The sequence below is a fragment of the Achromobacter sp. PD1 genome (assembly GCF_048541815.1).
GTDB lineage: Bacteria > Pseudomonadota > Gammaproteobacteria > Burkholderiales > Burkholderiaceae_B > Achromobacter > Achromobacter bronchisepticus_A.
This window is the reverse complement of record NZ_CP183349.1, coordinates 6,255,400-6,278,408: the sequence shown is the minus strand read 5'-3', so window position 1 is coordinate 6,278,408 and position 23,009 is coordinate 6,255,400. Positions and strand designations below refer to the sequence as shown.

Below are 23,009 nucleotides of genomic sequence, written 5' to 3'. Positions count from 1 at the left end.
ATGAAGACCATCAAGCCGTTCCGCCTGGGCCTGCTTACCCGCCCCTACCGCTGGCAGCGCCGCGACGTGCTGGGCGTGGCGGTTTTCGCGCTGGTCGATATCGCGCAGGCGCCCACGTTGCTCATGGACCAGGAACTGTGGAAGCTGGCCGGCGCCGAAGCCGGCGGCCTGCTGGACCTGGCCACGCCCAAGCTATGTCCGGAGGTGCTGGTCGCGGGCCACGCCTACCCGCATGATCCCGCGAGTCCCGGCGCCTGCGCCGTGCGCCTGAAGGTGGGCGCGATCGACAAATCATTGCTGGTCTTCGGCGACCGCTACTGGCTCGATGGCAAGGCCACCGCCCCCCAGCCCTTCGAGCGCATGCGTCTGGACTGGAGCCGCGCCTACGGCGGCCCCGGCTGCGCGGAGAACCCGCTGGGCATCGGCGCGCAGGAAGAAGACGTCAACGGCGTGCGCGTGCGCCGGCTGCCCAACATCGAGCACCCGCAGGAGCGCGTCGCGTCGCCCTCCCAGCGCGTCGCCCCCGCCGGTTTTACGGCCATGCCCATGGACTGGCCGCAACGGGCCGCGCTGCTGGGCCGCCAGTATGGCCAGCAGTGGCTGGAGCATGACTTCCCGGGTTTCGCGTCCGACATGGATTGGCGCTTCTTCAATGCCGCGCCGCCCGACCAATGGGGCCCCGCAAATTCGGCGCTTGCTGGCGGCGCCGACTTTGAGCTGTGGAACATGCACCCTGAACACGAGGTGCTGCGCGGCCGCCTGCCCGACTGGCGCGCCCGCTGCTTCGTCAGCCGCCAGACCGACGGCAACGCGCTTGAAGAAGTCGCGCTGCGCCTGACCACGGCCTGGTTCTTCCCCGACCGCGCGCAGCTGGCGCTGATCTGGCACGGCGCGCTGCCGGTGCGCGAAGATGACGCGGCCGATATCCTGCACATCATGCCCGCGCTGGAACACGCCGGCCAGGCGCGCGACATGGCGCATTACCAGACGGTGATGGGACAGCGCCTCGAGACCGAGCTCGGCGCGGTCCATGCCCTGCTGGATGCCCAGCTCGTGCCGGAAGACATCTGCGGCGAGCTGCCACAGGCGGCCATGGAAGCCACGGTCCAGCGGCCGTCGAACCGCAACCTCCATGCCGGCGCGGCAAGGCGGCATGCCCGCGAGCGCGAATCGCTGCTCGCCCAGGGCCTGGATCCCGACCTGTACATGGTTCCCCTGGAGCCGCCGTCAAAGGCGCCGGACCTGGCCGATCTGCCTCAGACCATCCTGCGCATGCAGCAGGAGCTGGAAGAGGCCAAACGCCTGTCCGGCGGACCCGCCGCGCGCGCGCTGGCCGATCCCAACCTGCCGTCCATGGCCGCGGTCTCGGGCGTCGACGTGGACGCGCTGCGCAAGTTGGAAGATGACGGCAAGCTTCCCGCCGGCTTCGACCCGCGCGTGGTGAAGCGGCACATCGCCGACTTCGATGCCAACCCTCACGCGCAGGCCGAGCGCGGCGTACAGCAAGCCGCAGATTCGCCGCCATCGCTCAGCCAAACCCTGGGCCCGCAGGTGCATCAGGCCTATCAGCAATCGGCGCATCAGTTCGCGCCGCCCCCGCCCATGCCGCCGTTGCGCGCACGGCGCACGCGCATGAAGCTGGAAGCGCGCCTGAAAGGCGATCGCGATTGCCGGGACATGAACCTGACCGGCGCGGACCTGAGCGGCATGGATCTTTCCGGGGTCGACTTCCAGCGCGCCATCCTGGCCGGCGCCCGGCTCGCCGGCGCGCGGCTGGACGGCTGCAACCTCGCCGACGCCGTGCTGGCCGGCGCCGACCTGACGCGCGCCAGCGTGCGCGGCGCCGACATGTCGCGCGCGAACCTGGGCCGCACGCAATGCGTGCAGACGGACTTCACCGAAAGCCGCATCACGGAGACCATCTGGGACCATGCCAGCTGCGAGGATTGCAGCTTTGCCGGCAGCGTCTGGCTGCTGGGACGCCTGCATCAGGCGCGCCTGCGCGGTTGCGACCTGAGCGGCGCGTCATTCGAGCAATGGGCCGCAATGATGGCCGCCTTCGAGGATTGCCGCTTTCACGAAGCGCGCTTGAATCAGTGCGTGTTCATGCAGGGAACGATGGCGAACGCCGATTTCTCCCGCGCGGACCTGCTGCGCGTCAGCTTCATGGACGTGGAGTTTTCGGGCCGCCATAGCCTGGAGAACGCCACGCTCGATGGCTGCGCCTACGCGGGACGCGTAGCGCTTGCCGGCGCATGCCTGCGCGGCATGCAGTTCAAGGTGGGCAGCATGCGTGGCGCGATGCTCGATCGCGCCGACTTGCGTGGCGCGCAACTTGCCGCCAGTGACTTTTCGAACTGCAGCCTGCGGGAAGCAGACCTCAGCGGCGTGGCCGTCCCCGACACCCACTTCGTGCGCGCCGATTTCACCGGCGCCCGGCTGCGCAACGCCAACCTGATCAACAGCCTGCTCGGCAAGGCCATCCTGCTGCGCGCCGACCTGACCGGCGCCAACCTCTTTCGCGCGGATGTCGCGCAGGCGCAGATGGACGGCAGCACCGGGCTGGACGACGCCCATACCCAGGGCGCCAAGCTCTGGCCGGCCCGGCAGCCGGAGAACGCCGCATGAACCTGGACCAGTTGCTGGACCAGGTGCGCCACGGCGAGCCGATAGCGCACCTCAGCCTGGCGGGCCAGGACCTGCGCGGCCTGGACCTGGCGGGCGCGTTCTTCGATCAGGTGGATTTGAGCGGCGCCAGGATGAGCGGTTGCCAGTTGCAGGACAGCCAATTCCTCAACTGCGTGCTGGCTGGCGTGGACGCCGCGGACGCCAATCTGGATATGGCCCGGCTGTTTCGCTGCCAGGCCCGCGGCGCGGTGCTGGACCGCAGCCACGCCCATGGCGTCAGCTTCACCGAATGCGATCTGGGACAGGCCAGCCTGGAAGGGGCCGAGCTGCGGGAAGCGGCTTTCAACTCCACCTCGCTCGAAGCGGCCTCCTTCCGTTCCGCCCGCGTGGAGCGCTCGGTGTTCTCGCGCGGCGCGCTTGCGCGTGCCGACCTGTCTCAGGCCCGGATGAGCTACACCCTGCTCCACCAGCTGGACCTGCGCAGCATCGTGCTGGCGGGCGCCAGCGCGGAAAGCACCATGTTCATCGAATGCGATCTGACGGCGCAGGACTTCTCCTCGCAAGCCTACCCGCTCTGCCATTTCACCGACAGCCAGCTGGACGGCGCGGACTTCCGCAATGCCGACCTGCGCCAGGCCGGCTTCAAGGGCGCAACGCTGCGCGGCGCGCGCTTCGCTGGCGCGTCGGCCCCACAGTGCTTGTTCCCTCAGGCCGACCTGAGCGGCGCCGACCTGCAGGGCGGCCGTTTCGACGGCGCCATCTGGGCCGAGGCGACGCTGGACGGCGCGTCCTTGCGCGGCGCCAGCCTGTCGCTGTGCGTCTTCCAGCGCGCGCGCTGCGCCGACACCGATTTCCGCGGCGCCAACCTGACCGACGCCGATTTCTCGCTGGCCGACCTGGGCGGGGCCGACCTGCGCGACGCCACGTTCCTGCGCACGCGCATGCATCGCGCGTTGACGCACGGCGCGCGTTGGACGCAGCGCCGCGGCATCATCGAAAACGACGCGCCCCTGCTTGAAGCCGAACTCTGGTCAGCCGGACGCGCCCCCCTTTGACCCCACGCGGCATCGCCGCCCCCTCGCCGCACAAGGAGATCAATATGCTCGCAGTCTGCCAATTGCCCAGCCTGGCTGTGGGCGTACCCGACGTCTGCAAGACCCCGGTGCCGCCGGTGCCGCACATCGACACGGCGACGTCGTCCATGGGTATCCCCGTGGTCTGGAATGTATGGTTGATGGCCGCGCCCGTGCACAACATGGCCACGCTGATACCCGTCACGCTGGGCGATACCGCCGGCGTGGGCGGCGGCCTGATCTCGCAGACCTTCATGGGACAGTCGCGCTACATGACGGGCGCGTTCACCATGCTGGTGCGCGGCGCGCCCATCGTCCGCATGACCAGCCTGACCTTGCAGAACACCATCAATGCGCCCGGCGTCAAGGTGTACTCGCCCCAGCCCGTGATGGTCGTGCTGAAGGCCTGAACAGGCCGTCAGCGACTACAGCTCGCCGTAGGAGTGCAGCCCGGACAGGAACATGTTCACGCCCAGGAAGGCGAAGCCGGTGATCAGCAGGCCCATCAGCGCCCAGTAGGCCGCCATGGTGCCGCGCAGGCCCTTGATCAGGCGCATGTGCAGCCAGGCCGCGTAGTTGAGCCAGACGATCAGCGCCCAGGTTTCCTTGGGGTCCCACTGCCAGTACGCCCCCCAGGCGTCGGCCGCCCACAGCGCGCCCAGGATGGTGGCGACGGTGAAGAACGCGAAGCCGATCGCGATGGCGCGATACATGATGTCGTCCAGCACTTCCAGCGAGGGCAGCGCCGCTGCGATGCGGCGGCGTCCCAGCAGGATGGCGCCCACGATCACCGCGCCCACGCCGAAATACAGCATCCAGGTGGCCGACAGGCCGTCGGTGCGGAACACCATGGGCTCGGCGCACAACAGCACGCCCAGCACGAACAGCGGGGCCAGCTTGGCCCAGGACGTGGTCTGGCCGTGCTGCTTGACCAGGTAGGCAAAGCCCACCATGGCGGCCAGCGAGAAGGTGCCGTAGCCGATGAAGTTGGCGGGCACGTGCAGTTTCATCCACCAGCTCTTGAGCGCCGGCACCAGCGGCTGGATCTGCCCGGCATCGCGCGTGAACGAATACCACAGCAGGAACACCACGGCCGACGTCACCACCAGCATCACGAAGCCGCCCAGCGCGCGGGTGGCGTACTTGCGTTCGTAGTAGAGGTAGAACAGCGCCGTGATCAGCGCAAACAGCACGAACACTTCATACAGGTTGCTGACCGGGATGTGGCCCAGGTCCGGGCCCATCAGGTGTCCTTCGCGCCAGCGCACCAAAAGGCCCGTGACGCCGGCGAACACCGCGCCCCAGCTCAGCGCCGTGCCCAGCCAGGCGGCCGTGGGGCTGAAGAAGCCGATCCAGTAGCAGACCATGGCCAGCGCGAACAGCGCGCACATCCACAGGATGGCGGATTGCGAGGAGAACAGGTACTTCAGGAAGAAAACCTGCTCGGCGCGGGCCAGGTCGTTGCCGTACAGCATCAGCGCCAGTCCGGCCGCGATGGCACAGGCGACCATCAGGTGGCGCAGCGGACGCCACAACCAGCCCATCCAGGCCAGCACCGGCACGGTGCCGCACAGGATGATCTTCTCGTAATAGTCCATCGCGTTGCTGTAGCGGGTCAGCGCGAAGCCCGCACCCACTGCCAGCAACAAAAAGAAGACGACGTCGGTCCAGTCAGGCCTGCCGCGCTGGGCGCGGCCATCGCCGGTTTCGGACAAGGCGTCCTGCCAGAGCTGGTCCGGCGAGGCTGCCAGCGACTGCGGCGAGGAGGGATGCGTGGTGGTCGTAGTGGACATAGGAAACCTTAAGACCTCTTCTGGCGCTGCAGCGCCTGCTTGAAGCGTTCAAACTCCTGGTTGAAGTCGAGTGTACGCTTCTGGGACGTCATGGCCGCCAGGACGCTGCTGCCGCCGCCTTGCGGCTTGATCCAGATCCAGATGCGGCGGTCTCGAATATAGAACATCGAGAACACGCCCAGGACCAGCAGCAGGCTGCCCAGGTAGACGGTGTTCTTGCCGGGCGTACGGCTGACCTGGAACACGCTGGCCTGCACGTGCTTGAAGTCCGCCAGCGACAGGAACACCGGCGCCGGATAGACGGTCAGGTCCGACAGCGCGGCCACGGACAGGCGCGACCAGACGGCGGCGCGTTCGGCCTCCGGGCCCTCGGTGGCCACGGGCGGCAGGCCGGCACGCTCGCGCTCGATGGCGCGCAGTTCGTTCATGCTGGCGCCGATCAGGCGGATCACCACGTCGGCTGCCCGTTCCAGGTCCTGCGGCGGCGTATTGGCCTGCAGGAACGCCGCCACGGCTTGCAAGCCGCCGGAGGAGAAGGTTTCGAGGGCGCGCTCGGCGGCCGTCTGTAGCGGCTGGCGATCCGTCCCCGCAGGGCTGTTGCGTTCCGCGAAGCGGCGCGCGGCTTCCTGGCGCGCCGCGGGGTCGGCCAGCGTCGCGCGCAGGCGCATGAATTCGGCGATCGAGCTGTCGTCGTCGGCCGGAATGCGCAGGTAGCGGAACGGCTCGGAGGCGTTGTTGCGCACCCCGGCCAGGAACACGGCGGCGCCGTCCAGCTCGACGGGCAGCATGTAATTCTGGAATTCGTGGGCCTGGCCGGCGTCATCGATCAGCTTGTACTCGACGCTGGGGCCGACGTTGCGCAGGTTTTCGTTCTTTTTGCCCGCGGCGCTGCCGGATACCGACGCGACATGGTCGGCGAAGCTCTGGTTGCCGCCCTTGGGCGCGCCCCCGGTCAGATCCTCGACGTTGATGGGCCGCAGGGCCGTAATCTCGATGCCCATGCTGCGCGCGCCACGGGCAGTGTGAGCGGTTACTTCGCTGGTCTTGCCCACCGTGCCGTCAACCGCGAAGGTAGCGGCGTCAGATCCTACTAGCGGGTAGCCTTTCAGCGTCACCGCGCTGCCGCCGTCGTCAAAACTGGACTGGTAGACCGTCATGCCCTTGAAGCGCAGCGGCTCGTTGACCTCGATGGTGGAGTCGAAACTCTTGCCGGTGTCCGGGTCGGTGACCTCGACCTCGCTGGCGAAGCGGCTGGGCATGCCGGTGGAGTAATAGTCGACCACGAACTTCTTGAGCTTCAGCGTGAAGGGCATGGGCTGCACCAGGGCGCCGTCGCCCACCATCACGACCGCCGTGCTGGCCTGACCGCCCTCCGGCACCAGCACGCTGGCGCGGAAACTCGGGTTGTCGACCGACAGGCGGCCGCTTTCCGGCACTTCCGAGATCAGCATGTTCTCGACGATGGGCTTCTTGCCGCCAAACATGACCTGCAGACGCACCGGCAACTCGCTGTCCAGCAAGCCGCCGATACAGATGATGACCATGGCCGCGTGGGCGAACACATAGCCCAGGCGGTTGGCGCTGCCCTTCTTGGCCGCCAGCAGCACGCCGTCCGCGTCCTGGCGTTCGCGTACGGCATAGCCCAGCCGGCCCAGCAGGGATTTGAGGCCCGCGGCCGTCTGCGGCACGTCGGTGGGCTCTTCGGTTTCCACCCGGTGCGGGAAGGCGCGCAGGCTGCTGGCGCGCACGTGCTCGCGGAACGAACGGGCATCGCGCAGCATCTTGGGCGCGTTGCGGATCAGGCAGACCGAGGTCGACACGACCAGGAACCCCATGATCAGCAGGAACCACCAGCTGTTGTAGACGTGCCAGATGGAGAATTTGTCGAACACTTCGAACCAGAACGGCCCGAACTGGTCGATGTAATTGTTGGACGAGCGGTTCTGCTGCAAGACCGTTCCCACCAGGCTCGCCACGCAGATGAACATCAGCAGGCTGACGGCGAAACGCATCGAGCCCAGCAATTCGAAGAAATCGCCGGGCAGGCTGCGCAGGGAAGGACGGGAGTGTGTACGGGTCGAATTCATGAAAAAAGGGGGGCCGCGCTATCGGCTACCCCCCTCATAGACAACGCGCGGCGGAACCAGGTTCCGCTGCGCTGAGTTTGCAGAACGCGGACCAGCCGCGCGCGTGGCGGGCTGGCGCCTACCGCAGACCGGCGGCGTAGTCCGACACGGCCTTGATGTCGGCGTCCGACATGCGGTCCGCGATCGCGAACATGACGTCGTTCTTGCGGTCGCCGCTGCGGAACAGCTTCAGCTGCTCTTCAATGTACATGGGGAACTGGCCCGACAACCGGGGGTACTGGCTGGGAATGCCCGCGCCATTGGCAGAATGGCACGAGGCGCAGGCCGGAACCTTGCGATCCGGCAAACCGCCGCGCCAGATCTTTTGACCCAGATCAACCAGCTTCTCCTGGCCGGCCGTGGCGGGCTCCTTGAGCGGCTGCTGCGCCAGGTACAGCGCGATGTTCTGCATGTCGGCGGGCGTCAGGTTCTGCGCCATGGCCGTCATCGGGGTGGGATTGCCGCCCGCGCCATTGCGCACCGGCAGCTTGGCGCCAGGCTTGATCTGGAAGTCCGCCAATTGCTTGGCCAGGTACTCGTGGGATTGCGCGGCCAGATTGGGGTTCACCGGGATGGTGCTATTGCCCGCCGCGCCATGACAGGACGCACAGGCGATGATGCCCCTGGCCGCATCACCCTGGTCAAACAGCTGTCCGCCCTTGGCGGCATCTGGTTTTACCGGGCCCGCGGCGCCTTCGGCGGCGAAACTCGTAGTAGATAAGGCGGAGGCGCCGAGCAACAGCCCGCTCGCAACCAACATCCGGGACAGCACACGCTTCATGAAGACCTCGACGATCGCATCGATCAAGGCGCAAAAAGGCGCCCACGCCTGCCCGCACACCCTGGAATACCGTATCGAACCTGTTTTGCCTTCCTGCCTGCGATGTTGCTGCGAGCTTGCCGGATAAAGCGATCAGCAAGCCAAACAGTAAGCAAAAAAGACGGCTCCGCGCACGGGGACCACTGTTGCAAACGCCGGATTATACAATAGGGCTCGAAACCAACCGTATCCAAAGCCACCCGTGTCCCTCCTACATCGCGCCTCTTTCCTCACTTCCGCGGCTCGCCTCGACCAGTTGCCGGCCGCCGGCGCTCCCGAGGTCTGCTTTGTCGGCCGCTCCAACGCCGGCAAATCCACGGCCATCAACGTGCTGTGCAACCAGCGTCGTCTTGCCTTCTCCAGCAAGACGCCGGGCCGCACGCGCTTGATCAACATGTTCGGCTTGCCCGACCCCCTGGATCCGGAAGGCCACATCGGTTATCTCGTCGACCTGCCCGGCTACGGCTACGCCTCCGTGGCCCGCAACGAAAAGGAAAAGTGGGCCGACATCCTGGGCGGCTACCTGCGTGACCGCGAATCGCTGGTCGGCATCGTGCTGCTCATCGACATCCGCCGCGGCGTCACCGAACTGGACCGCCGCCTCGCCAACTTCATCGCCCCCACCGGACGCCCGGTGCTGGCGCTGCTGACCAAGGCCGACAAGCTGCCCTACGGCCAGCGCATGCGCACCGTGTTCTCCGTGCGCAAGGACCTGGCCGACATCGGCGCCTTGCACACCATCCCCTTCTCGGCGCCCGAACGCATCGGCCTGGAAGAGGCCGGCGCGCATATAGAAAACTGGATTTCACCCAAGGTCGTACCATGAACCCGCAGATCATCTCCCCTGAATTCCCGGTATCCCGCCCGCGCCGCCTGCGCCGCGACGACTTCACCCGCCGCCTGGTGCGCGAGAACGCCCTGACGGTCAACGATCTGATCTACCCCGTGTTCGTGGCGGAAGGCACCGGCCTGCAACAGGCCGTGCCGTCGCTGCCGGGCGTGGTCCGCTATTCGCTGGACACGCTGCTGCCGGTGGCCCGCGAATGCGTCGCACTCGGCATTCCCGTGCTGGCGCTGTTCCCCGCCATCGACCCCTCGCTCAAGACGCCCGACGGCATCGAAGCCACCAACCCGAACGGCCTGATCCCGCGCGTGGTGCGTGAACTGAAGAAGCAGGTCCCCGAACTCGGCATTCTGTGCGACGTGGCGCTGGACCCCTACACCAGCCACGGCCAGGACGGCGTCATCGACGACAACGGCTACGTCATCAACGAAGCCACCGTCGAAATCCTGGTCAAGCAGGCGCTCACGCAAGCCGAGGCCGGCGTCGACATGGTCGCCCCCAGCGACATGATGGACGGCCGCATCGGCGCCGTGCGCCGCGCGCTGGAAGCCAACGGCCACATCCACACGCAGATCATGGCCTACTCCGCCAAGTACGCCAGCGCCTTCTACGGCCCGTTCCGCGACGCCGTGGGCTCGGCCACCAACCTGGGCAAGTCCAACAAGATGGCTTACCAGATGGATCCGGGCAACCTCGACGAAGCCCTGCGCGAAGTCGCGGCCGACCTGCAGGAAGGCGCCGACATGGTCATGGTCAAGCCCGGCATGCCTTACCTGGACGTGCTGCGCCGGGTCAAGGACACGTTCCGCGTGCCCACCTTCGCCTACCAGGTCAGCGGCGAGTACGCCATGATCAAGGCCGCCGCCGCCAACGGCTGGCTGGACCACGACAAGGTCATGATGGAAGCGCTCCTGGCGTTCAAACGCGCCGGCGCCGACGGCATCCTGACGTACTTCGCGGTCGAAGCCGCGAAGCTGCTGAAGAGCCAGCGTTAAGCGCTTGCGGCATCGCGGGCCGGGCCTGTACCGGCCGGCCGCGACGCTTGCCGCGGATCAGGTCTTGGCGGCCGCATTGCGGCCCGCCGCCGGCGCCCCGCGCCGCAATCCCAGCCAGGTTCCCCCCAGCACGCAGGCCAGCCCCGCGACGTGCGTGGGCGTGACGTGCTCATCCAGGAACAGGGCCGCGAACAGCAGGCCGAAGATCGGCAGCCAGTTCACGAACAAGGCGGCGCGGCTGATGCCCAGCCGCGCAATACCGGCATTCCAGACGATGTTGCTGACGCCCGAGGCGATCACCGCCGAAAACAGCAGCACCAGCCACGGCCACCACGTCATCTGCCAGGTATCGCCCTGGTAGGACGCGGGCGTCAGCGCCGCGTGCACCACCAGCATCAGGCCGCCGGCCAGGTACATGTACCAGAGCATGCCCAGCGGATCCATGCTGCGCGACATGCGCTGGATCACCAGCCCGCCGCAGACGAACACCAGCACCGCCACGAACACGATGGCATCGCCCCACCCCGTCAGGCCAATCCGCGCGCCGCTGCCGACCACCACCATGCCCACGCCCAAGAGGCCCAGCAAGGCGCCGGAAATGCGCACCAGCGTCAGCCTCTCGCGATAGAAGATGGCTGCCAGCAGCGCCGACAGCAAAGGGCTGGTCGCCATGATCAGCGTGCCGTTCGCGGCCGAGGACACCCGCAGTCCCGTCACCAGCGCCATCTGGTGCGCATACACCACCAGGAAGCCCGCCAGCGCGACCCAGCCCAGCTCCGCGCGGCCCAGCCGCGGAATGCGGCCCCGGCGGGCCTTGATGATGAGGGTGACGGTGATGAACGCGATGACGATGCGCACGGCCGCCAAGGCCTGCACATCCATGTGCAGCGTCAGGTACTTGACCGAGACGATGTTCAAGCCCCATGTGGCCATGACGAACATCAATTGAAGATAGATAAGACCGGTGCGGTCCTGGCTTGCATCAACTGTCGGGGACGTCACGGGCGCCGGCCTGGAAGGGAAATGGGACGCGCCGCCCACGCGGCGCCGCGGACATGGTATCGCGCCTGGGGCCTGGACTCAATGCGCGCCGAGATACGCCGCCCGTACGTTGGGGTCGCGCAGCAGTTCCGCGCCCGAGCCGCTCAACGTGATGCGTCCGGTCTCCAGCACATAGGCCCGGTCCGCCACGCCCAACGCCTGGTTGGCCATCTGCTCCACCAGCACGATGGTCAGCCCGTCGTCGCGCAGCTTGCAGATCGCCGCGAAGATGTCCTGCACGATCAAAGGCGCCAGCCCCAGCGAGGGTTCGTCCAGGCACAGCAGGCGCGGCTCGCTCATCAGGGCGCGCGCCATCGCCAGCATCTGCTGCTCGCCGCCCGACAAGGTGCCGGCCAGCTGCTCGCGCCGTTCGCGCAGCCGCGGGAACAACCGGTAGCCACGCTCCACGCCTTCGGCCACTGCCGCGGGGTCCCTGCGCCGGATGTAGGCGCCCAGCACCAGGTTGTCGTAGACGGTCTGGTCCGCGAACACGCCGCGCCCCTCCGGCGACAGCGCCAGGCCCAGGCCCACGCGCTGATGCGCCGCGACCTGCGTGATGTCGCGCCCATCGAAGGTCACGCGTCCGCCCTGCAAGGGCTCCAGGCCCGCCACGCCCTTCAGCAAGGTGCTCTTGCCCGCGCCGTTGGCGCCGATGATGGTCACGATCTCGCCCGCGCGGATCTCCAGCGACACATCGCGCACCGCCTGGATGGCGCCATACGAAATCTGCACGGATTCTAGTTTCAGCATCGTCTTGCGGCCTGTTCCTATGCCTATGGCCTGGCCTCAGGCCATGCCGGTTCCCAGATACGCCTCGATCACGCGCTTGTCCGCCTGCACCTGGGCGGGCTTGCCCTCGGCGATCTTGATGCCGTAGTCCAGCACAATCACGTGATCGGAAATCGCCATCACCAGATCCATGTGGTGCTCGACCATCAGCAGCGTGATGCCGCAGGATGCGCCGATGCGCACCAGCAGCTCGCCCAGCTCCGCGGTCTCCTGCGGGTTCAGCCCAGCCGCCGGTTCGTCCAGCAGCAGCAGGGTCGGCTCCGTCGCCAATGCGCGCGCCAGTTCCACGCGCCGCTGCAGGCCATACGGCAGGCTGCCCGCCGGCGTGTCGGCCAGATGCTCCAGGCCCACCATGCGCACCAGCCGATAGGCGTGCTCGCGCGCGCGGCGCTCCTCGGCGCGTGCGCTCGGCAGACCCAGCAGCGATGCCCAGAAGCCGTTCTTCATGCGGCTGTGGCGGCCCAGCAGCACGTTGTCCAGCACCGACAGCTCGCCGAACAGGCGCAGGTTCTGGAAGCTGCGGCCTATGCCCAGCTTGCAGATGACGTGCGGCCGCTCGCCCGCAATGTCCGTGCCCTGGAAGCGGACCACGCCCGCGTCCGGCAGCACCACGCCGCTGAGCATGTTGATAAGCGTGCTCTTGCCCGCGCCGTTCGGTCCGATCAGGGCGTGCACGTGGCCGCGCCGCAGACAGAAGGAAATGTCCTGCGCCGGCTTCACCCCGCCATAGGCCTTGGACAGGCTCTCGACCACGAGCAGCAGCTCTTCCTGCGCCGCAACCGCCGGCTTGGCCATGGCCGGCGCCGCCGCCTCGCTGCCGCCGCCTTGCGGCCGCGCATCCGCGACCCGGCGCGCGCGGCGCGAGAACAGACCCATCACGCCGCCCGGCATGAAGTACAGAGCGAACAGCAGCAACGCGCCGTAGAAGAAATGCTGCACCGACGGCCAGCGCGCCAGCATCGCGTCGATGATGGTCAGCGCTATCGCTCCCACGGCCGGCCCCGCCTTTGAGCCCGCCCCGCCGAACAGCACCAGCAGCAGAATGAAGATCGACAGATTGAAGCCGATGAAATCCGAGTTGATGTACTGGTTCTGCTGCGCCACCAGCGCGCCCGCGATGCCGCAGGTCACGGCCGCCACCACGAAGGCGATGACCTTGGCGCGATACACGCGCACCCCGACGGAAGACGAGGCGATCTCATCGGCCTGCACCGACAGCAATGCGCGTCCGAAGCGTCCGTCCAGCACGTTGCGCAGCAGCAGCTGCGTCGCCACGCACAGCACCAGCGCGAACCACACCCACTGTTGGTTGGTGAACGGGTTGCCGCCCCAGGTCAACGGCATGATGCCGAACAGGCCCGAAGGGCCGCCGAACACGTCCACCCATTCTGTGACGATCTTCTCCATGACGATGCCGAAAGCCAGCGTCACCATGGCCAGGTACGGCCCCTTAACGCGCAGCGACGGCAGGGCGATCAGCACGCCGAACACGCCGGCCACCACCGGCGCCGCGGCCAGGGCCAGCCACGGATCGACTTGCCAACGCGAGGTCAGCAAGGCCGCCGTATAGGCGCCGGCCGCAAACAAGCCTGCCTGGCCCAGCGACTTCTGTCCCGCATACCCCACCAGCACGTTCACGCCCGCCGCGCACAGGTAGTACACGCAAGCCATGAATACGATGCGCAGGTAGTAATCGTTGTCCACCAGGGCGGCGAATACGGCGAGCGCCGCCGCCAGCGCCACGGCGATCAGGGTCTGGCCGTGCCGCTTCATACCTTCTCCGCCAGACGCTTGCCGAACAGGCCGGTGGGCTTGACTGCCAACACCAGGATCACCAACCCGAAGATCGCCACTTCACGCCATTGCGACTGCCAGAGGTTCACATAGGACTCCAGCAGCCCCAGCACGAAGCCGCCCAACACGCAGCCGCGCGGATTCGACAGGCCGCCTATCATCGCGCCGGAAAAGCCCTTCAGGCCGATGGCCAGGCCCATGAATATCGAAGCCGACGTGATCGGCGCGACCAGAAAACCCGCCAGGCCGGCCAGCGCCGAACTGGCGAAGAAGGCTCCGGTCATCACTGCGTTCACATTGATGCCCATCAGGTTGGCGACCGCGGGATTGGCGGCCACGGCCCGCATCGCCTTGCCCAGCACCGTGCGGTTCATGACGCGGTCGAACAGCACCATCACCACCACCGCCACGGCGAGCAGCAGCAGTTCCTGGCTGCGCACTCCCGCGCCGAACACGCGGATCACCTCGTCGCCGAAGGGCGCCGGCACCGTGACCGGCGCGGGTCCCCAGACCGCGAACGCGGCGCTCTGCAGCAGGATGCCGAAGCCTAGCGTGCTCATGACCCAGGCCATGCCCGGGCGCGAGGCGAACGGCCGCACGCCGAACACGTACAGCAGCACGCCCAGCAAGCCCATCACCAGCACCGCCGCCAGCCCGGCCAGCAAGTACTCCCAACCATTCAGTTCCAGGCCTGTGAAGGCCGCGGTAGTGATCGGCTTGCCGGCAAACAGGAACAAGGCGCCTACCCCGATGAACGCACCCACGGACACGAATTCCCCGTGTCCGAAGTTGAGCGTGCGCGTGGTCGTGAACGTGATGCTGAAGCCCAGCGCCACCAACGCATACGCGCCCCCTACGGCTAGCCCGCTGACGAGCGCCTGCAACAATGTCGCCAACATGATGGCCCCTTATGCCTGTCGCTGTCCTGCTGCTACTTGGCGACGGCGACGGTCACGTCATCCGCGTAAGGCACCAGCTTGCCGTCCTGCCAGTGCGCCCACTTGTAGTCGCTTACCAGCAGCGCGTCATGCACCGTGGCCGAGAACGGCTTGGTGTAGGTCTTCATCGCGCCTTCGTAGGTGCCATCCAGGTTCTCCAGCGCCAGCCGCACCTTGTCGCCATCGGTGGAGTTCGCCTGCTTGATCGCCATGCCCAGCAGATTCATGCCGTCATAGGCATGCGCCAGAAAGCCGAACGCGGTGGGCGAGGTCATCTTGGCCGATACGCGGTCATACAGCTTCTGCTGCGCGGCCGTGCGGTTGTCGGTGATGGTGCGCAGGAAAAAAGGCTTTTCCGACAGCGTCTTGCCCGCCGTGTCGTAGAACGCGATGTTGTCCGCCGCCCACGAGGTCAGCGTCAGCGGGAACCAGTTGATCTTCTCCATGCTGCGGAACACGTGCGCGATCGGCGTGCTCTGCGCCCAGATCACCACCGTGTCCACGCCCGCCGCCTTCAGCTTGTTCAGCTGCGAGGTCATGTCGGTATCGGCCACGCCGAACTTCTCGACCGCGACGGCCTTGACGCCCTGCGCCGCGCCCACTTCCTCCAGGTCCTTGAGCGCGCTCTGGCCGTAGCCGGTCGTCTCGATCATGAAGCCCACGTTCTTGACCTTGGGATTCTTCTTCAGGTAGCCGATCACGCCATCGACCTGTTCGCGGTCCACCATGCCGACGCGGAACATGTAGTTGTCGGCGCCTGCGCGCATGGGCTTGGTGATGTCGGTGCCGGAACCGATGGCGCCCATGACGGGGATCTTCTTCTGGTTCGGGATGTGCTTCCAGGCGAGCGCGTTGCCCGAGTTGGTGGGGCCGACGATGGCCACTACCTTTTCGTTGTCGATCAGGTCCGTCATGTTCTGGATCGACTTGGGCGGCTGGGACAAGTCATCGCGAACCACCAGCACCAGCTTGCGTCCGAGCAAGCCGCCATTGGCATTGATGTCGTCGATGGCCGTGCGCAGGCCCAGCACCGCGGCCTGCCCGCTTTGCGCGGACGGCGAAGCCGACAGGTCGCCGTTGAAGCCGATCTTGATGTCCTGGGCATAGGCCTGCGCGCCCACGGCCAGCGCGCACAAGGCGGCCGCCTTGGACAAGGTGGAAAAAATCCCCGCTGCTTTCATCGTTGTCTCCAGTGTTTTTCAGATGTGCTGCACGTCGATGATTCTTCTTTCTGCCTCTCGCCCCAGGAGCCTGGCGCTATACCGCGAGGTAGCCGCCATCCACCGGCAGGGACACGCCCGTCACGTACTGCGCCATCGGCGAAGCCAGGAACACGGCGGGGCCCACCAGGTCTTCGGGCTGTCCCACCCGTCCCAGCGGAATGCGCTGCATGAAGTTCGCCAGCCGGGCGGGATCGTCCCGCGTGTACTGCGTCATCGGCGTTTCGATGACACCCGGCGCAATGGCGTTGACCCGTATGCCGTCCGGCGCGAGGTCGCGCGCCATGGCCTGCGTCATCATCTTTACGCCACCCTTGGACGGCGAATAGCCCAGGGTCGCGCCCACCCCGGCAAACGACGCGATGGAGCCCACGTTGATGATGACGCCGCGCGTGGCGCGCAACGCCCCCAGGAAGGCGTGGATCATGTTGAAGCTGCCGTTCAGGTTCACGTCCAGCACGCGACGCCAGTTCTCGGCGGCGCGCGGACTGTCTATGCCTTCGCGGATCAGGATGCCGGCGTTGTTGACCAGCACGTCGATCGGCCCCACTTCCAGCTGCACCTGCGCCGCGATCGCCGTGCATGCCTCGGGGTCCGTCACGTCGAGCGCGTGGCTCCAGGCCTCTCCGCCCGCGGCGATGATGGCGCTTGCCGTCTGCATGGCGTTATCGGCCTGCACGTCGGTCGCCACCACGCGCGCGCCCGCAGCCGCCAGGCCCAGCGCCAATGCCCGTCCGTTGCCCTGCCCCGCTCCCGTCACCAGGGCAAGCTTGCCCTGCAGCAGCCCCGCCGTCGCGGCGCTCATGCGGCCGCCTGCGCGGAAGCGTCCGCGGCTTGCTCGCGCGCAGCGGCCTTGCCGGCGGCTGCAATGCTCTGGCCCGCGACGTAGCCGAAGGTCAGCGCCGGACCCAAGGTGATGCCCGCGCCAGGATAGTTGCCTCCCATGATGCTGCAGGCGTCGTTGCCCACGGCGTACAGGCCGGGTATGACCGCGCCCAGCTCGTTCAATGCGCGGCCCTGACCATCGACCTTCAGGCCGGCGAAGGTGCCGATATCGCCGATCATGACCTTGATCGCGTAATACGGCCCTTTCACGATGGGCGCCACGCAGGGATTCGGGCCATGCAGCGCATCGCCTTGATAGCGGTTGTAGGCCTTGCTGCCCTTGCCGAATTGCGGATCACGGCCCAGCGCGGCTTCGCGGTTGTACGCTTCGACCGTCTGGCGCAGGCTGCCGGCATCGATGCCGGTCTTCTGCGCCAGCTCCGCCACCGACGCACCGCGAGTCAGATAGCCTGTGTCCAGGTAGCGCTTGATGGGCAACGGGAACGGCGCCACGCTGCCCAGGCCATATTTGCGCAGGGTCTTGTGGTCGCAGATCAGCCAGGCGCAGGTCTCGCCCTGTCCCTCGCATGCGCGCACCATCTCCTGCACGAAGTCATGGTACGAACTGCCTTCGTTGGTGAAGCGGCGGCCATTGCGCGTGACGGCGATGACGCCCGGCTTGGCGCGGTCGATGAAGTGCGGCATGTAACCCGGGCTGCCGTCCTTGCGTGTCACCACGGACACCGGCACCCATGCCGCGGCATTGGGCAGGGTGGTATTGACCTGCCCGCCCGCGCTCTCGGCCAGGCGCAGCCCGTCGCCGCTGTTGCCCGTGGGCGATGGCGAATAGTGTTCCGTGCCGTTGGGTGCGTGCGCATACAGCTGCTTGCGGCGTTCGATGTCATAGGGAAAGCCGCCGGAAGCCAACACCACGGCGCGCGCGGCGCGCACGCGCACGGTCGCGCCATCGCGCTGCACCACCGCGCCGCGCACGGCGCCATCTTCGATGATGAGCGACCTGGCCGGCGCGTTCAGCCACAGAGGCACGCCCAGCTTGAACGCGGAGGCAGCCAGCCGGCCGGCCAACGCATTGCCGTTGGTCAGCGTCATGCCGCGGCCATGCTTGGCCACATCCAGGAAATGCCGGCTCAGGCGCTTGGCCACGTACCAGGCCGAGGCCAGCGAGCGCGTGACCCGCATGAAATGCACGATCTCCTTGCCCGAGCCCAGCATCATGCCGAACACGGTCAACTCGGGCAGCGCGGGCGCCAGGTCCCTGACGTGGGCGCCGAGCTTGCGGCCATCGTAGGGCCGCGCCACCATTGAACGTCCGCCCTGCTTTCCGCCGGGGGCTTCCGCGTGATAGTCGGGGAACACCAGCGGCATGTCGAACTGCACTTCGGTGTTCGACGTGAAGAAGTCGACAGCGCGCGGCCCCTGCTCCAGAAAGGCATCCACGCGTTCGGCGTTGTAGCTGTCGCCGGCTTCGTGACGCAGATAGGCGCGGCCTTCGTCCGGTGTTTCATGGATGCCCTGCACCTTGGCCAACGAGGTGCCCGGTATCCACAGCCAGCCGCCGGAACGCGCGGTGGAGCCGCCAAAGCGCGGCTCTTTTTCAACGATAAGGACCTTCAGGCCTGACGTTGCCGCGGTGATTGCAGCTGCCATGCCCGACGCGCCCGACCCGACCACCAACACGTCGCAGTCGTATTGACGAGAATCTTCCACGTTGTCTCCATACCCTTGGGGCGGCTTGCTCCCGATCGCGAAACCAGGGCAGCCTTCTTATTCTTTGGACTGTAGAGAACGCATTTGATAATGTCAATATGGTTCACGATTAGCGAAAGTACTAACATAGGCAACCTCATTCGATAAAAGAAAATGGCCACCAGACCCAGCTCCGGCAAGCGCAATGCCGATCACGCTCCCGCCTCGCCGCCGCGCAGACGCGGCATCCAGTCCATCGAAGTCGGCGGCAAGATCCTGCTGGCGCTGCTGGAACACTCGTCTTCGCTACCACTGGGCGCGCTGGCGAAGGCCGCTGGCATGTCGGGCGCCAACGCCCACGCCTATCTCGTCAGCTACGGCAATCTGGGCCTGGTCAGGCAAGACCCAAACACCGGCGAATACGAGTTGGGACCGCTCGCGCTGCAGCTGGGGCTGGCGGCGTTGCACCGGCTCGATCCCATCAAGATCGCCATCCCGATGACGCGCGAGTTCGCCGAAAGAACCGGACAGACCATCGCCATTGCAGTGCTGGGCAACCTGGGGCCAGTCATCGTGCATCTGCACGAATCCAACTACCCCATTCACGTCAACATGCGCACCGGCACGGTCATGTCGCTGACCAACACGGCAACGGGCAAGGTGTTCGCGGCGCTGCTGCCGCCCAAGAAGATAGAAAGCCTGCTGCACGAAGACCATCTGCGCCTGGGCGCAGTGCCTTCATTGGGCAAGACGGAAAAGTTCGAACGGACCCTGCGCGAAGTCCGCCAGCGCGGCGTCGCGCGCGCCATGGGCGATCCCATCCCCGGCATCAACGGCCTGAGCGCGCCGGTGTTCGACTCGAACGGCAACGTGGTGCTGGTGATCACCGCCATCGGCGCCGCCGGCGTGTTCGACGTACGCTGGACCAGTCCGCTGATCGATGACATCAAACGCTGTGCCGACGCCATCTCGGCTGAACTGGGCTGGCAGAACCGCGACGTGCGCGCGACGCGCCAGAGCTAGGACCGGCAACGCAATATCGCCACGCGGCAAAAGGCCGCTGCATGGATGCATCCGCGCAGCGGCCTTTGTGTATTTCGAGTCAGCCTTGCGGCAAGGCTGCGATGCTCAACGCAGCAACACCTTGTCCAGCGATTCGGTGAAGCGCTTGGCATCCTGGAAGCCCACCACGCGCGCCTCGGGCAGCTCCTTGCCGCCCGGCTCGAAGAACATGATGCCGGGTGGACCGAACAGGCGGAAGCGCTTGAGCAGCGCACGGTCATCGGCGTTGTTCGCGGTCACGTCGGCCTGCACCAGCAGCATGCCCGACATGCGCTGCGCGACGCCCGGATCGGTAAAGGTGAAGCGCTCCATCTCGCGGCACGACACGCACCAGTCGGCGTAGAAATCCAGCATCACCGGCTGACGACTTTGCGCCAGCAAGGCATCCAGTTCGGCGTTGTTGCGCACGCGCTGGAAATGCACTTCGCCGCTGCTGGCCGCCACGCCTGCGGGCGCATCGGCGCGCGCCGCAAAGTGCGACAGCGGCTGCAGCACGTCGCGTCCGCCGCTGGCCGCGCCGATCAGCCAGGCCGCAGCCGCCAGCGCCAGCAACAGGCCTACGCCCTTGCCGAACATGCGCGCGGCGCCCGCGCCATCGGGCAAGGCATCGAACGCCCGCAGCATCACCGCAGCAACCACAGCCAGGAAAGCCCAGCCCGTCATCTGCACCCAGGTCGGCACCACAGGGATCAGCATCCACCAGGCGGTCCCCAGCAAGAGCATGCCGAACAATCGCTTCACGCCGTCCATCCAGGGACCCGCCTTGGGCAGCAAGGCGCCCGAGGACGCGCCCACGATCAAGAGCGGCACGCCCATGCCCCAGGCCATTGCGAAGAGCGCCGACCCGCCCAGCACCACGTCCCCGGTCTGCGAGATGTACAGCAGTGCGCCCGCCAACGGCGCGGCCACGCAAGGGCCGACGATCAGCGCCGACAGCGCGCCCATCACCAGCGCGCCGGTGTAGCGCCCGCCCGGAATGCGCGCAGAGCGTTGCGACAGCCAGCCCTGGATGCCTGCAGGCATCTGGAACGTAAAGGCATCGAACATGGCCAGCGCCAACACGGCCAACAGGATGGCGAACAGCGTCAGGATCCAAGGCGTCTGCAGCCAGGCCGCGAGTCCCGCTCCGCTCAGTCCGGCCGCCACGCCCAGCGCGGTATAGACCACGGACATGCCCAGCACGTAGGTCGCGGCCAGGGCCAGACCGCGACCGCGCGACGGCCTGGCCTGCGCGGCGCCGCCCAACACGATGGAGGACAGGATGGGGATCATGGGCAACACGCAGGGCGTGAAAGCCAGCAGCAACCCCAGCACCAGGAACACGCCGGCGGTCTTCACCCAACCCAGGCCGCCCAAGGCGTCGGCCAGGCCGGTGTCGCCGGCATTGACCAGCGCGCCAAGGCCGCCGGATGCGCCGGATGCGGCTGCGGAAATACCTCCCGGTCCGGCCAGCGCATAACCGCCAGCCACTGGCGTGAGCTTCACGCTGCTATCCATGGGCGGATAGCACAGCCCCGCATCGGCGCAGCCTTGCGCGGTCAGGGTCAGGGTGAAGGGCTGTCCGCCCGCGGCCACCGGCACGCGGATCGCCACGTCCTGGTGGAAGACCTCCATGTCCTTCTCGAAGGTCGGGTCGTACTTGACCTCGCCCTTGGGATAGACGGCCTCGCCCAGCTTGGCCGCGCCGATGGGACTGATGGTGATGCCAAAGCGCTCGCGGTACATGTAGTAGCCGGGTGCGACGCGGTAGCGCAGTTCCAGCATTTCAGGCGCCACCATCTCGGCGCTGAATACGAAGGCCTTCTCGGGCTCCAGGAACTCGGCCTCGGCGCGCGCGGCAGCCTGCCAGCCCAGCAACAGCAGCATCATGGCCAACAGGGCCAACCACTGCCTGAAGAAGGCGCGCGACGCGCGGGACTCGCGCCGGAGCGCGCCGATACCGACTAGTTGCAACATCAGTCTCTCTTGTTCTGCGTGACGGCCGTCTGTTCACGCACCCAATCCAGATAGGGCGCCGCGCCGCCGATGACGGGCAGCACGATGATCTCGGGCACATCGTAGGGATGCATCTGCGCCAGGGCCTGCACTACAGCCTCGTGGCGCGCGTATGTGGTCTTGATGTGGATGGGGATTTCTTCCGCCCCTTCGACCTCTCCTTTCCACATGTAGATGGACAGGCCCGGCGCGCCAAGGTTCACGCAGGCGGCCAATCCGTCTTCGACCAGGACATGCGCAATCCGCTTGGCCAGCAGCAGGTCGGGCGCATTGCTGATGACCAGCACAACGTCGTCATCTCGCAACATGGAGGCTCCTCGGAATACCCGTATGGGATGTAACTCGGGGTATTTTATCGGTATTGCGGCCATCGTCCGGATCCGCCGGGCCAGAACGCGCCGCCATGCCACCCGCACCCACCGAGGCACGCATGTCCGATAACTGCCTGTTCTGCCGCATTGCCCGTCACGAAATCCCCGCGCACGTGATCCACGAAGACGAACGCCTGCTGGCCTTTCTCGATATCCACCCGGTGCGCCCCGGGCACGTGCTCATCATCCCCAAGCAGCACTATCCCTATTACGAGGACATGCCGGCCGACCTGGCGGGCAGCATCCTCAACCTGGGCCAGAAGCTCGGACGCCACATGAAGCGCCTGTATGACGTCGAGCGCGTGGGCTTCGCCTTCACCGGCATCCACGTGGCACATGCGCACGCCCACGTCATCCCCATGCATCATCCGCAGGACGTCACGTCCACCCAGTACATCGAGCAGCAGGACCTGACCTTCAAGATGCCGCCCCAGCCCGCAGCCGAGGCGCTGGCCGCGACAGCCGCGCAACTGCGCGGCGAGCTGCACGCCTCGTAACGCGCGGCGGCCGCACAAAAAAAACAAGGGCGGGTCCGAAGACCCGCCCTTGTCGCTTATCGAGCTACCGAAATTATTCGGCGCTGTCCTCAGCGGCTTCATCGACTTCCGGACGGTCAACCAGTTCCATGAAAGCCATGGGAGCGTTGTCGCCTTGACGGAAGCCCATCTTCAGCACGCGGGTGTAGCCGCCGTTACGAGCCGCGTAGCGCGGGCCGATTTCGGCGAACAGCTTCACCACCGCATCGCGATCACGCAGACGGGCAAAAGCCAGACGCTTGTTCGCGAGCGTGGGCTCCTTGCCCAGCGTGATCAGGGGTTCGATGACGCGGCGCAATTCTTTCGCCTTCGGCAGCGTGGTCTTGATGGCTTCGTGGGTGATCAACGAAACGGCCATGTTGCGGAACATGGCAAGACGGTGACTGCTGGTGCGGTTGAGCTTACGCAAGCCATTACCGTGACGCATGATAAGTTTCCTTTGAATCTAAAGA

At 66.7% G+C, this 23,009-nt stretch carries 21 protein-coding genes; 8 read left to right on the top strand and 13 right to left on the bottom strand.

The genetic code is table 11. The features are described 5' to 3' along the window. The 3 genes from ACM1PE_RS29595 to ACM1PE_RS29585 are packed head-to-tail and all read left to right on the top strand — an operon-like array spanning position 1 to position 4,111. Entirely contained in the window at positions 1 to 2,628 is a 2,628-nt protein-coding gene (locus tag ACM1PE_RS29595) for a DUF2169 domain-containing protein (RefSeq protein ID WP_419341908.1), read from the top strand. Continuing rightward, a complete protein-coding gene (locus ACM1PE_RS29590; RefSeq protein ID WP_118933118.1) occupies positions 2,625 to 3,683 on the top strand; it encodes a pentapeptide repeat-containing protein in 1,059 nt (352 codons plus the stop codon). Before ACM1PE_RS29595 ends, ACM1PE_RS29590 begins: the two co-directional genes overlap by 4 nt. Before the next feature lie 44 nt (positions 3,684 to 3,727). Next, the gene (locus ACM1PE_RS29585) at positions 3,728 to 4,111 is read left to right on the top strand and encodes a DUF4150 domain-containing protein (RefSeq protein ID WP_059379414.1); all 384 of its coding nucleotides are present in this window, start codon (positions 3,728 to 3,730) and stop codon (positions 4,109 to 4,111) included. Positions 4,112 to 4,126: 15 nt separating this feature from the next. Here ACM1PE_RS29585 and ccsB read toward each other — a convergent pair whose 3' ends face one another. The 3 genes from ccsB to ACM1PE_RS29570 form a co-directional block, all read right to left on the bottom strand. Then, a complete protein-coding gene (ccsB, locus tag ACM1PE_RS29580; protein WP_059379413.1) occupies positions 4,127 to 5,494 on the bottom strand; it encodes a c-type cytochrome biogenesis protein CcsB in 1,368 nt (455 codons plus the stop codon). Positions 5,495 to 5,502: 8 nt separating this feature from the next. Further along, a complete protein-coding gene (locus ACM1PE_RS29575; protein WP_419341906.1) occupies positions 5,503 to 7,581 on the bottom strand; it encodes a cytochrome c biogenesis protein ResB in 2,079 nt (692 codons plus the stop codon). A gap of 118 nt (positions 7,582 to 7,699) precedes the next feature. Continuing rightward, positions 7,700 to 8,401: a c-type cytochrome gene (locus tag ACM1PE_RS29570; protein ID WP_041656906.1), complete on the bottom strand. Its 702-nt coding sequence runs from the start codon at positions 8,399 to 8,401 to the stop codon at positions 7,700 to 7,702. Here ACM1PE_RS29570 and ACM1PE_RS29565 point away from each other — a divergent pair. From ACM1PE_RS29565 to hemB, 3 genes are all read left to right on the top strand, one after another. Beyond that, positions 8,400 to 8,528 carry a hypothetical protein gene (locus tag ACM1PE_RS29565; RefSeq protein WP_255509206.1) on the top strand — a complete coding sequence of 43 codons (129 nt, stop codon included), beginning with the start codon at positions 8,400 to 8,402 and terminating at the stop codon, positions 8,526 to 8,528. The two genes, ACM1PE_RS29570 and ACM1PE_RS29565, sit on opposite strands and share 2 nt — an antisense overlap. 114 nt (positions 8,529 to 8,642) lie before the next feature. Beyond that, positions 8,643 to 9,266, top strand: a complete 624-nt coding sequence (gene yihA, locus ACM1PE_RS29560; RefSeq protein WP_008169015.1) for a ribosome biogenesis GTP-binding protein YihA/YsxC — start codon at positions 8,643 to 8,645, stop codon at positions 9,264 to 9,266. Further along, positions 9,263 to 10,279, top strand: a complete 1,017-nt coding sequence (gene hemB, locus ACM1PE_RS29555; RefSeq protein WP_419341903.1) for a porphobilinogen synthase — start codon at positions 9,263 to 9,265, stop codon at positions 10,277 to 10,279. Before yihA ends, hemB begins: the two co-directional genes overlap by 4 nt. A 57-nt stretch (positions 10,280 to 10,336) precedes the next feature. Here the strand turns inward: hemB and ACM1PE_RS29550 are convergent, their stop codons facing one another. From ACM1PE_RS29550 to ACM1PE_RS29520, 7 genes are all read right to left on the bottom strand, one after another. Then, positions 10,337 to 11,221 carry a DMT family transporter gene (locus ACM1PE_RS29550; RefSeq protein ID WP_251879564.1) on the bottom strand — a complete coding sequence of 295 codons (885 nt, stop codon included), beginning with the start codon at positions 11,219 to 11,221 and terminating at the stop codon, positions 10,337 to 10,339. Positions 11,222 to 11,359: 138 nt separating this feature from the next. Further along, the gene (locus tag ACM1PE_RS29545) at positions 11,360 to 12,070 is read right to left on the bottom strand and encodes an ABC transporter ATP-binding protein (RefSeq protein WP_054457241.1); all 711 of its coding nucleotides are present in this window, start codon (positions 12,068 to 12,070) and stop codon (positions 11,360 to 11,362) included. A 36-nt stretch (positions 12,071 to 12,106) separates the two neighbouring features. After that, on the bottom strand, positions 12,107 to 13,882 hold the full coding sequence (locus ACM1PE_RS29540) for a branched-chain amino acid ABC transporter ATP-binding protein/permease (protein WP_280015342.1): 1,776 nt from the start codon (positions 13,880 to 13,882) through the stop codon (positions 12,107 to 12,109). Further along, positions 13,879 to 14,802: a branched-chain amino acid ABC transporter permease gene (locus ACM1PE_RS29535; protein ID WP_419341899.1), complete on the bottom strand. Its 924-nt coding sequence runs from the start codon at positions 14,800 to 14,802 to the stop codon at positions 13,879 to 13,881. Before ACM1PE_RS29535 ends, ACM1PE_RS29540 begins: the two co-directional genes overlap by 4 nt. Positions 14,803 to 14,834: 32 nt before the next feature. Then, complete coding sequence (locus ACM1PE_RS29530) at positions 14,835 to 16,022, bottom strand: ABC transporter substrate-binding protein (RefSeq protein WP_059379408.1); 1,188 nt, start codon at positions 16,020 to 16,022, stop codon at positions 14,835 to 14,837. A 76-nt stretch (positions 16,023 to 16,098) separates the two neighbouring features. Next, complete coding sequence (locus ACM1PE_RS29525) at positions 16,099 to 16,866, bottom strand: SDR family NAD(P)-dependent oxidoreductase (RefSeq protein ID WP_059379407.1); 768 nt, start codon at positions 16,864 to 16,866, stop codon at positions 16,099 to 16,101. Then, entirely contained in the window at positions 16,863 to 18,614 is a 1,752-nt protein-coding gene (locus ACM1PE_RS29520) for an FAD-dependent oxidoreductase (protein ID WP_059379406.1), read from the bottom strand. The genes ACM1PE_RS29525 and ACM1PE_RS29520 overlap by 4 nt, the downstream gene beginning before the upstream one ends. A gap of 153 nt (positions 18,615 to 18,767) precedes the next feature. Here ACM1PE_RS29520 and ACM1PE_RS29515 point away from each other — a divergent pair, with 153 nt between their 5' ends. Further along, a complete protein-coding gene (locus ACM1PE_RS29515) occupies positions 18,768 to 19,616 on the top strand; it encodes an IclR family transcriptional regulator (RefSeq protein WP_118933123.1) in 849 nt (282 codons plus the stop codon). Positions 19,617 to 19,721: 105 nt separating this feature from the next. Here the strand turns inward: ACM1PE_RS29515 and dsbD are convergent, their stop codons facing one another. Both dsbD and cutA read right to left on the bottom strand, forming a co-directional pair. Beyond that, positions 19,722 to 21,611 (bottom strand): protein-disulfide reductase DsbD, encoded by a 1,890-nt coding sequence (dsbD, locus tag ACM1PE_RS29510; protein WP_059379405.1) that lies wholly within the window; start codon positions 21,609 to 21,611, stop codon positions 19,722 to 19,724. Then, entirely contained in the window at positions 21,611 to 21,958 is a 348-nt protein-coding gene (gene cutA / locus ACM1PE_RS29505) for a divalent-cation tolerance protein CutA (protein WP_059379404.1), read from the bottom strand. Before cutA ends, dsbD begins: the two co-directional genes overlap by 1 nt. Before the next feature lie 122 nt (positions 21,959 to 22,080). On the opposite strand from cutA, the gene ACM1PE_RS29500 reads away from it, so the two are divergent. After that, positions 22,081 to 22,518 carry an HIT family protein gene (locus tag ACM1PE_RS29500; protein WP_059379403.1) on the top strand — a complete coding sequence of 146 codons (438 nt, stop codon included), beginning with the start codon at positions 22,081 to 22,083 and terminating at the stop codon, positions 22,516 to 22,518. Between the two features lie 73 nt (positions 22,519 to 22,591). Here the strand turns inward: ACM1PE_RS29500 and rplQ are convergent, their stop codons facing one another. Then, the gene (gene rplQ / locus ACM1PE_RS29495) at positions 22,592 to 22,984 is read right to left on the bottom strand and encodes a 50S ribosomal protein L17 (RefSeq protein WP_006389635.1); all 393 of its coding nucleotides are present in this window, start codon (positions 22,982 to 22,984) and stop codon (positions 22,592 to 22,594) included. Positions 22,985 to 23,009 lie beyond the last annotated feature (25 nt).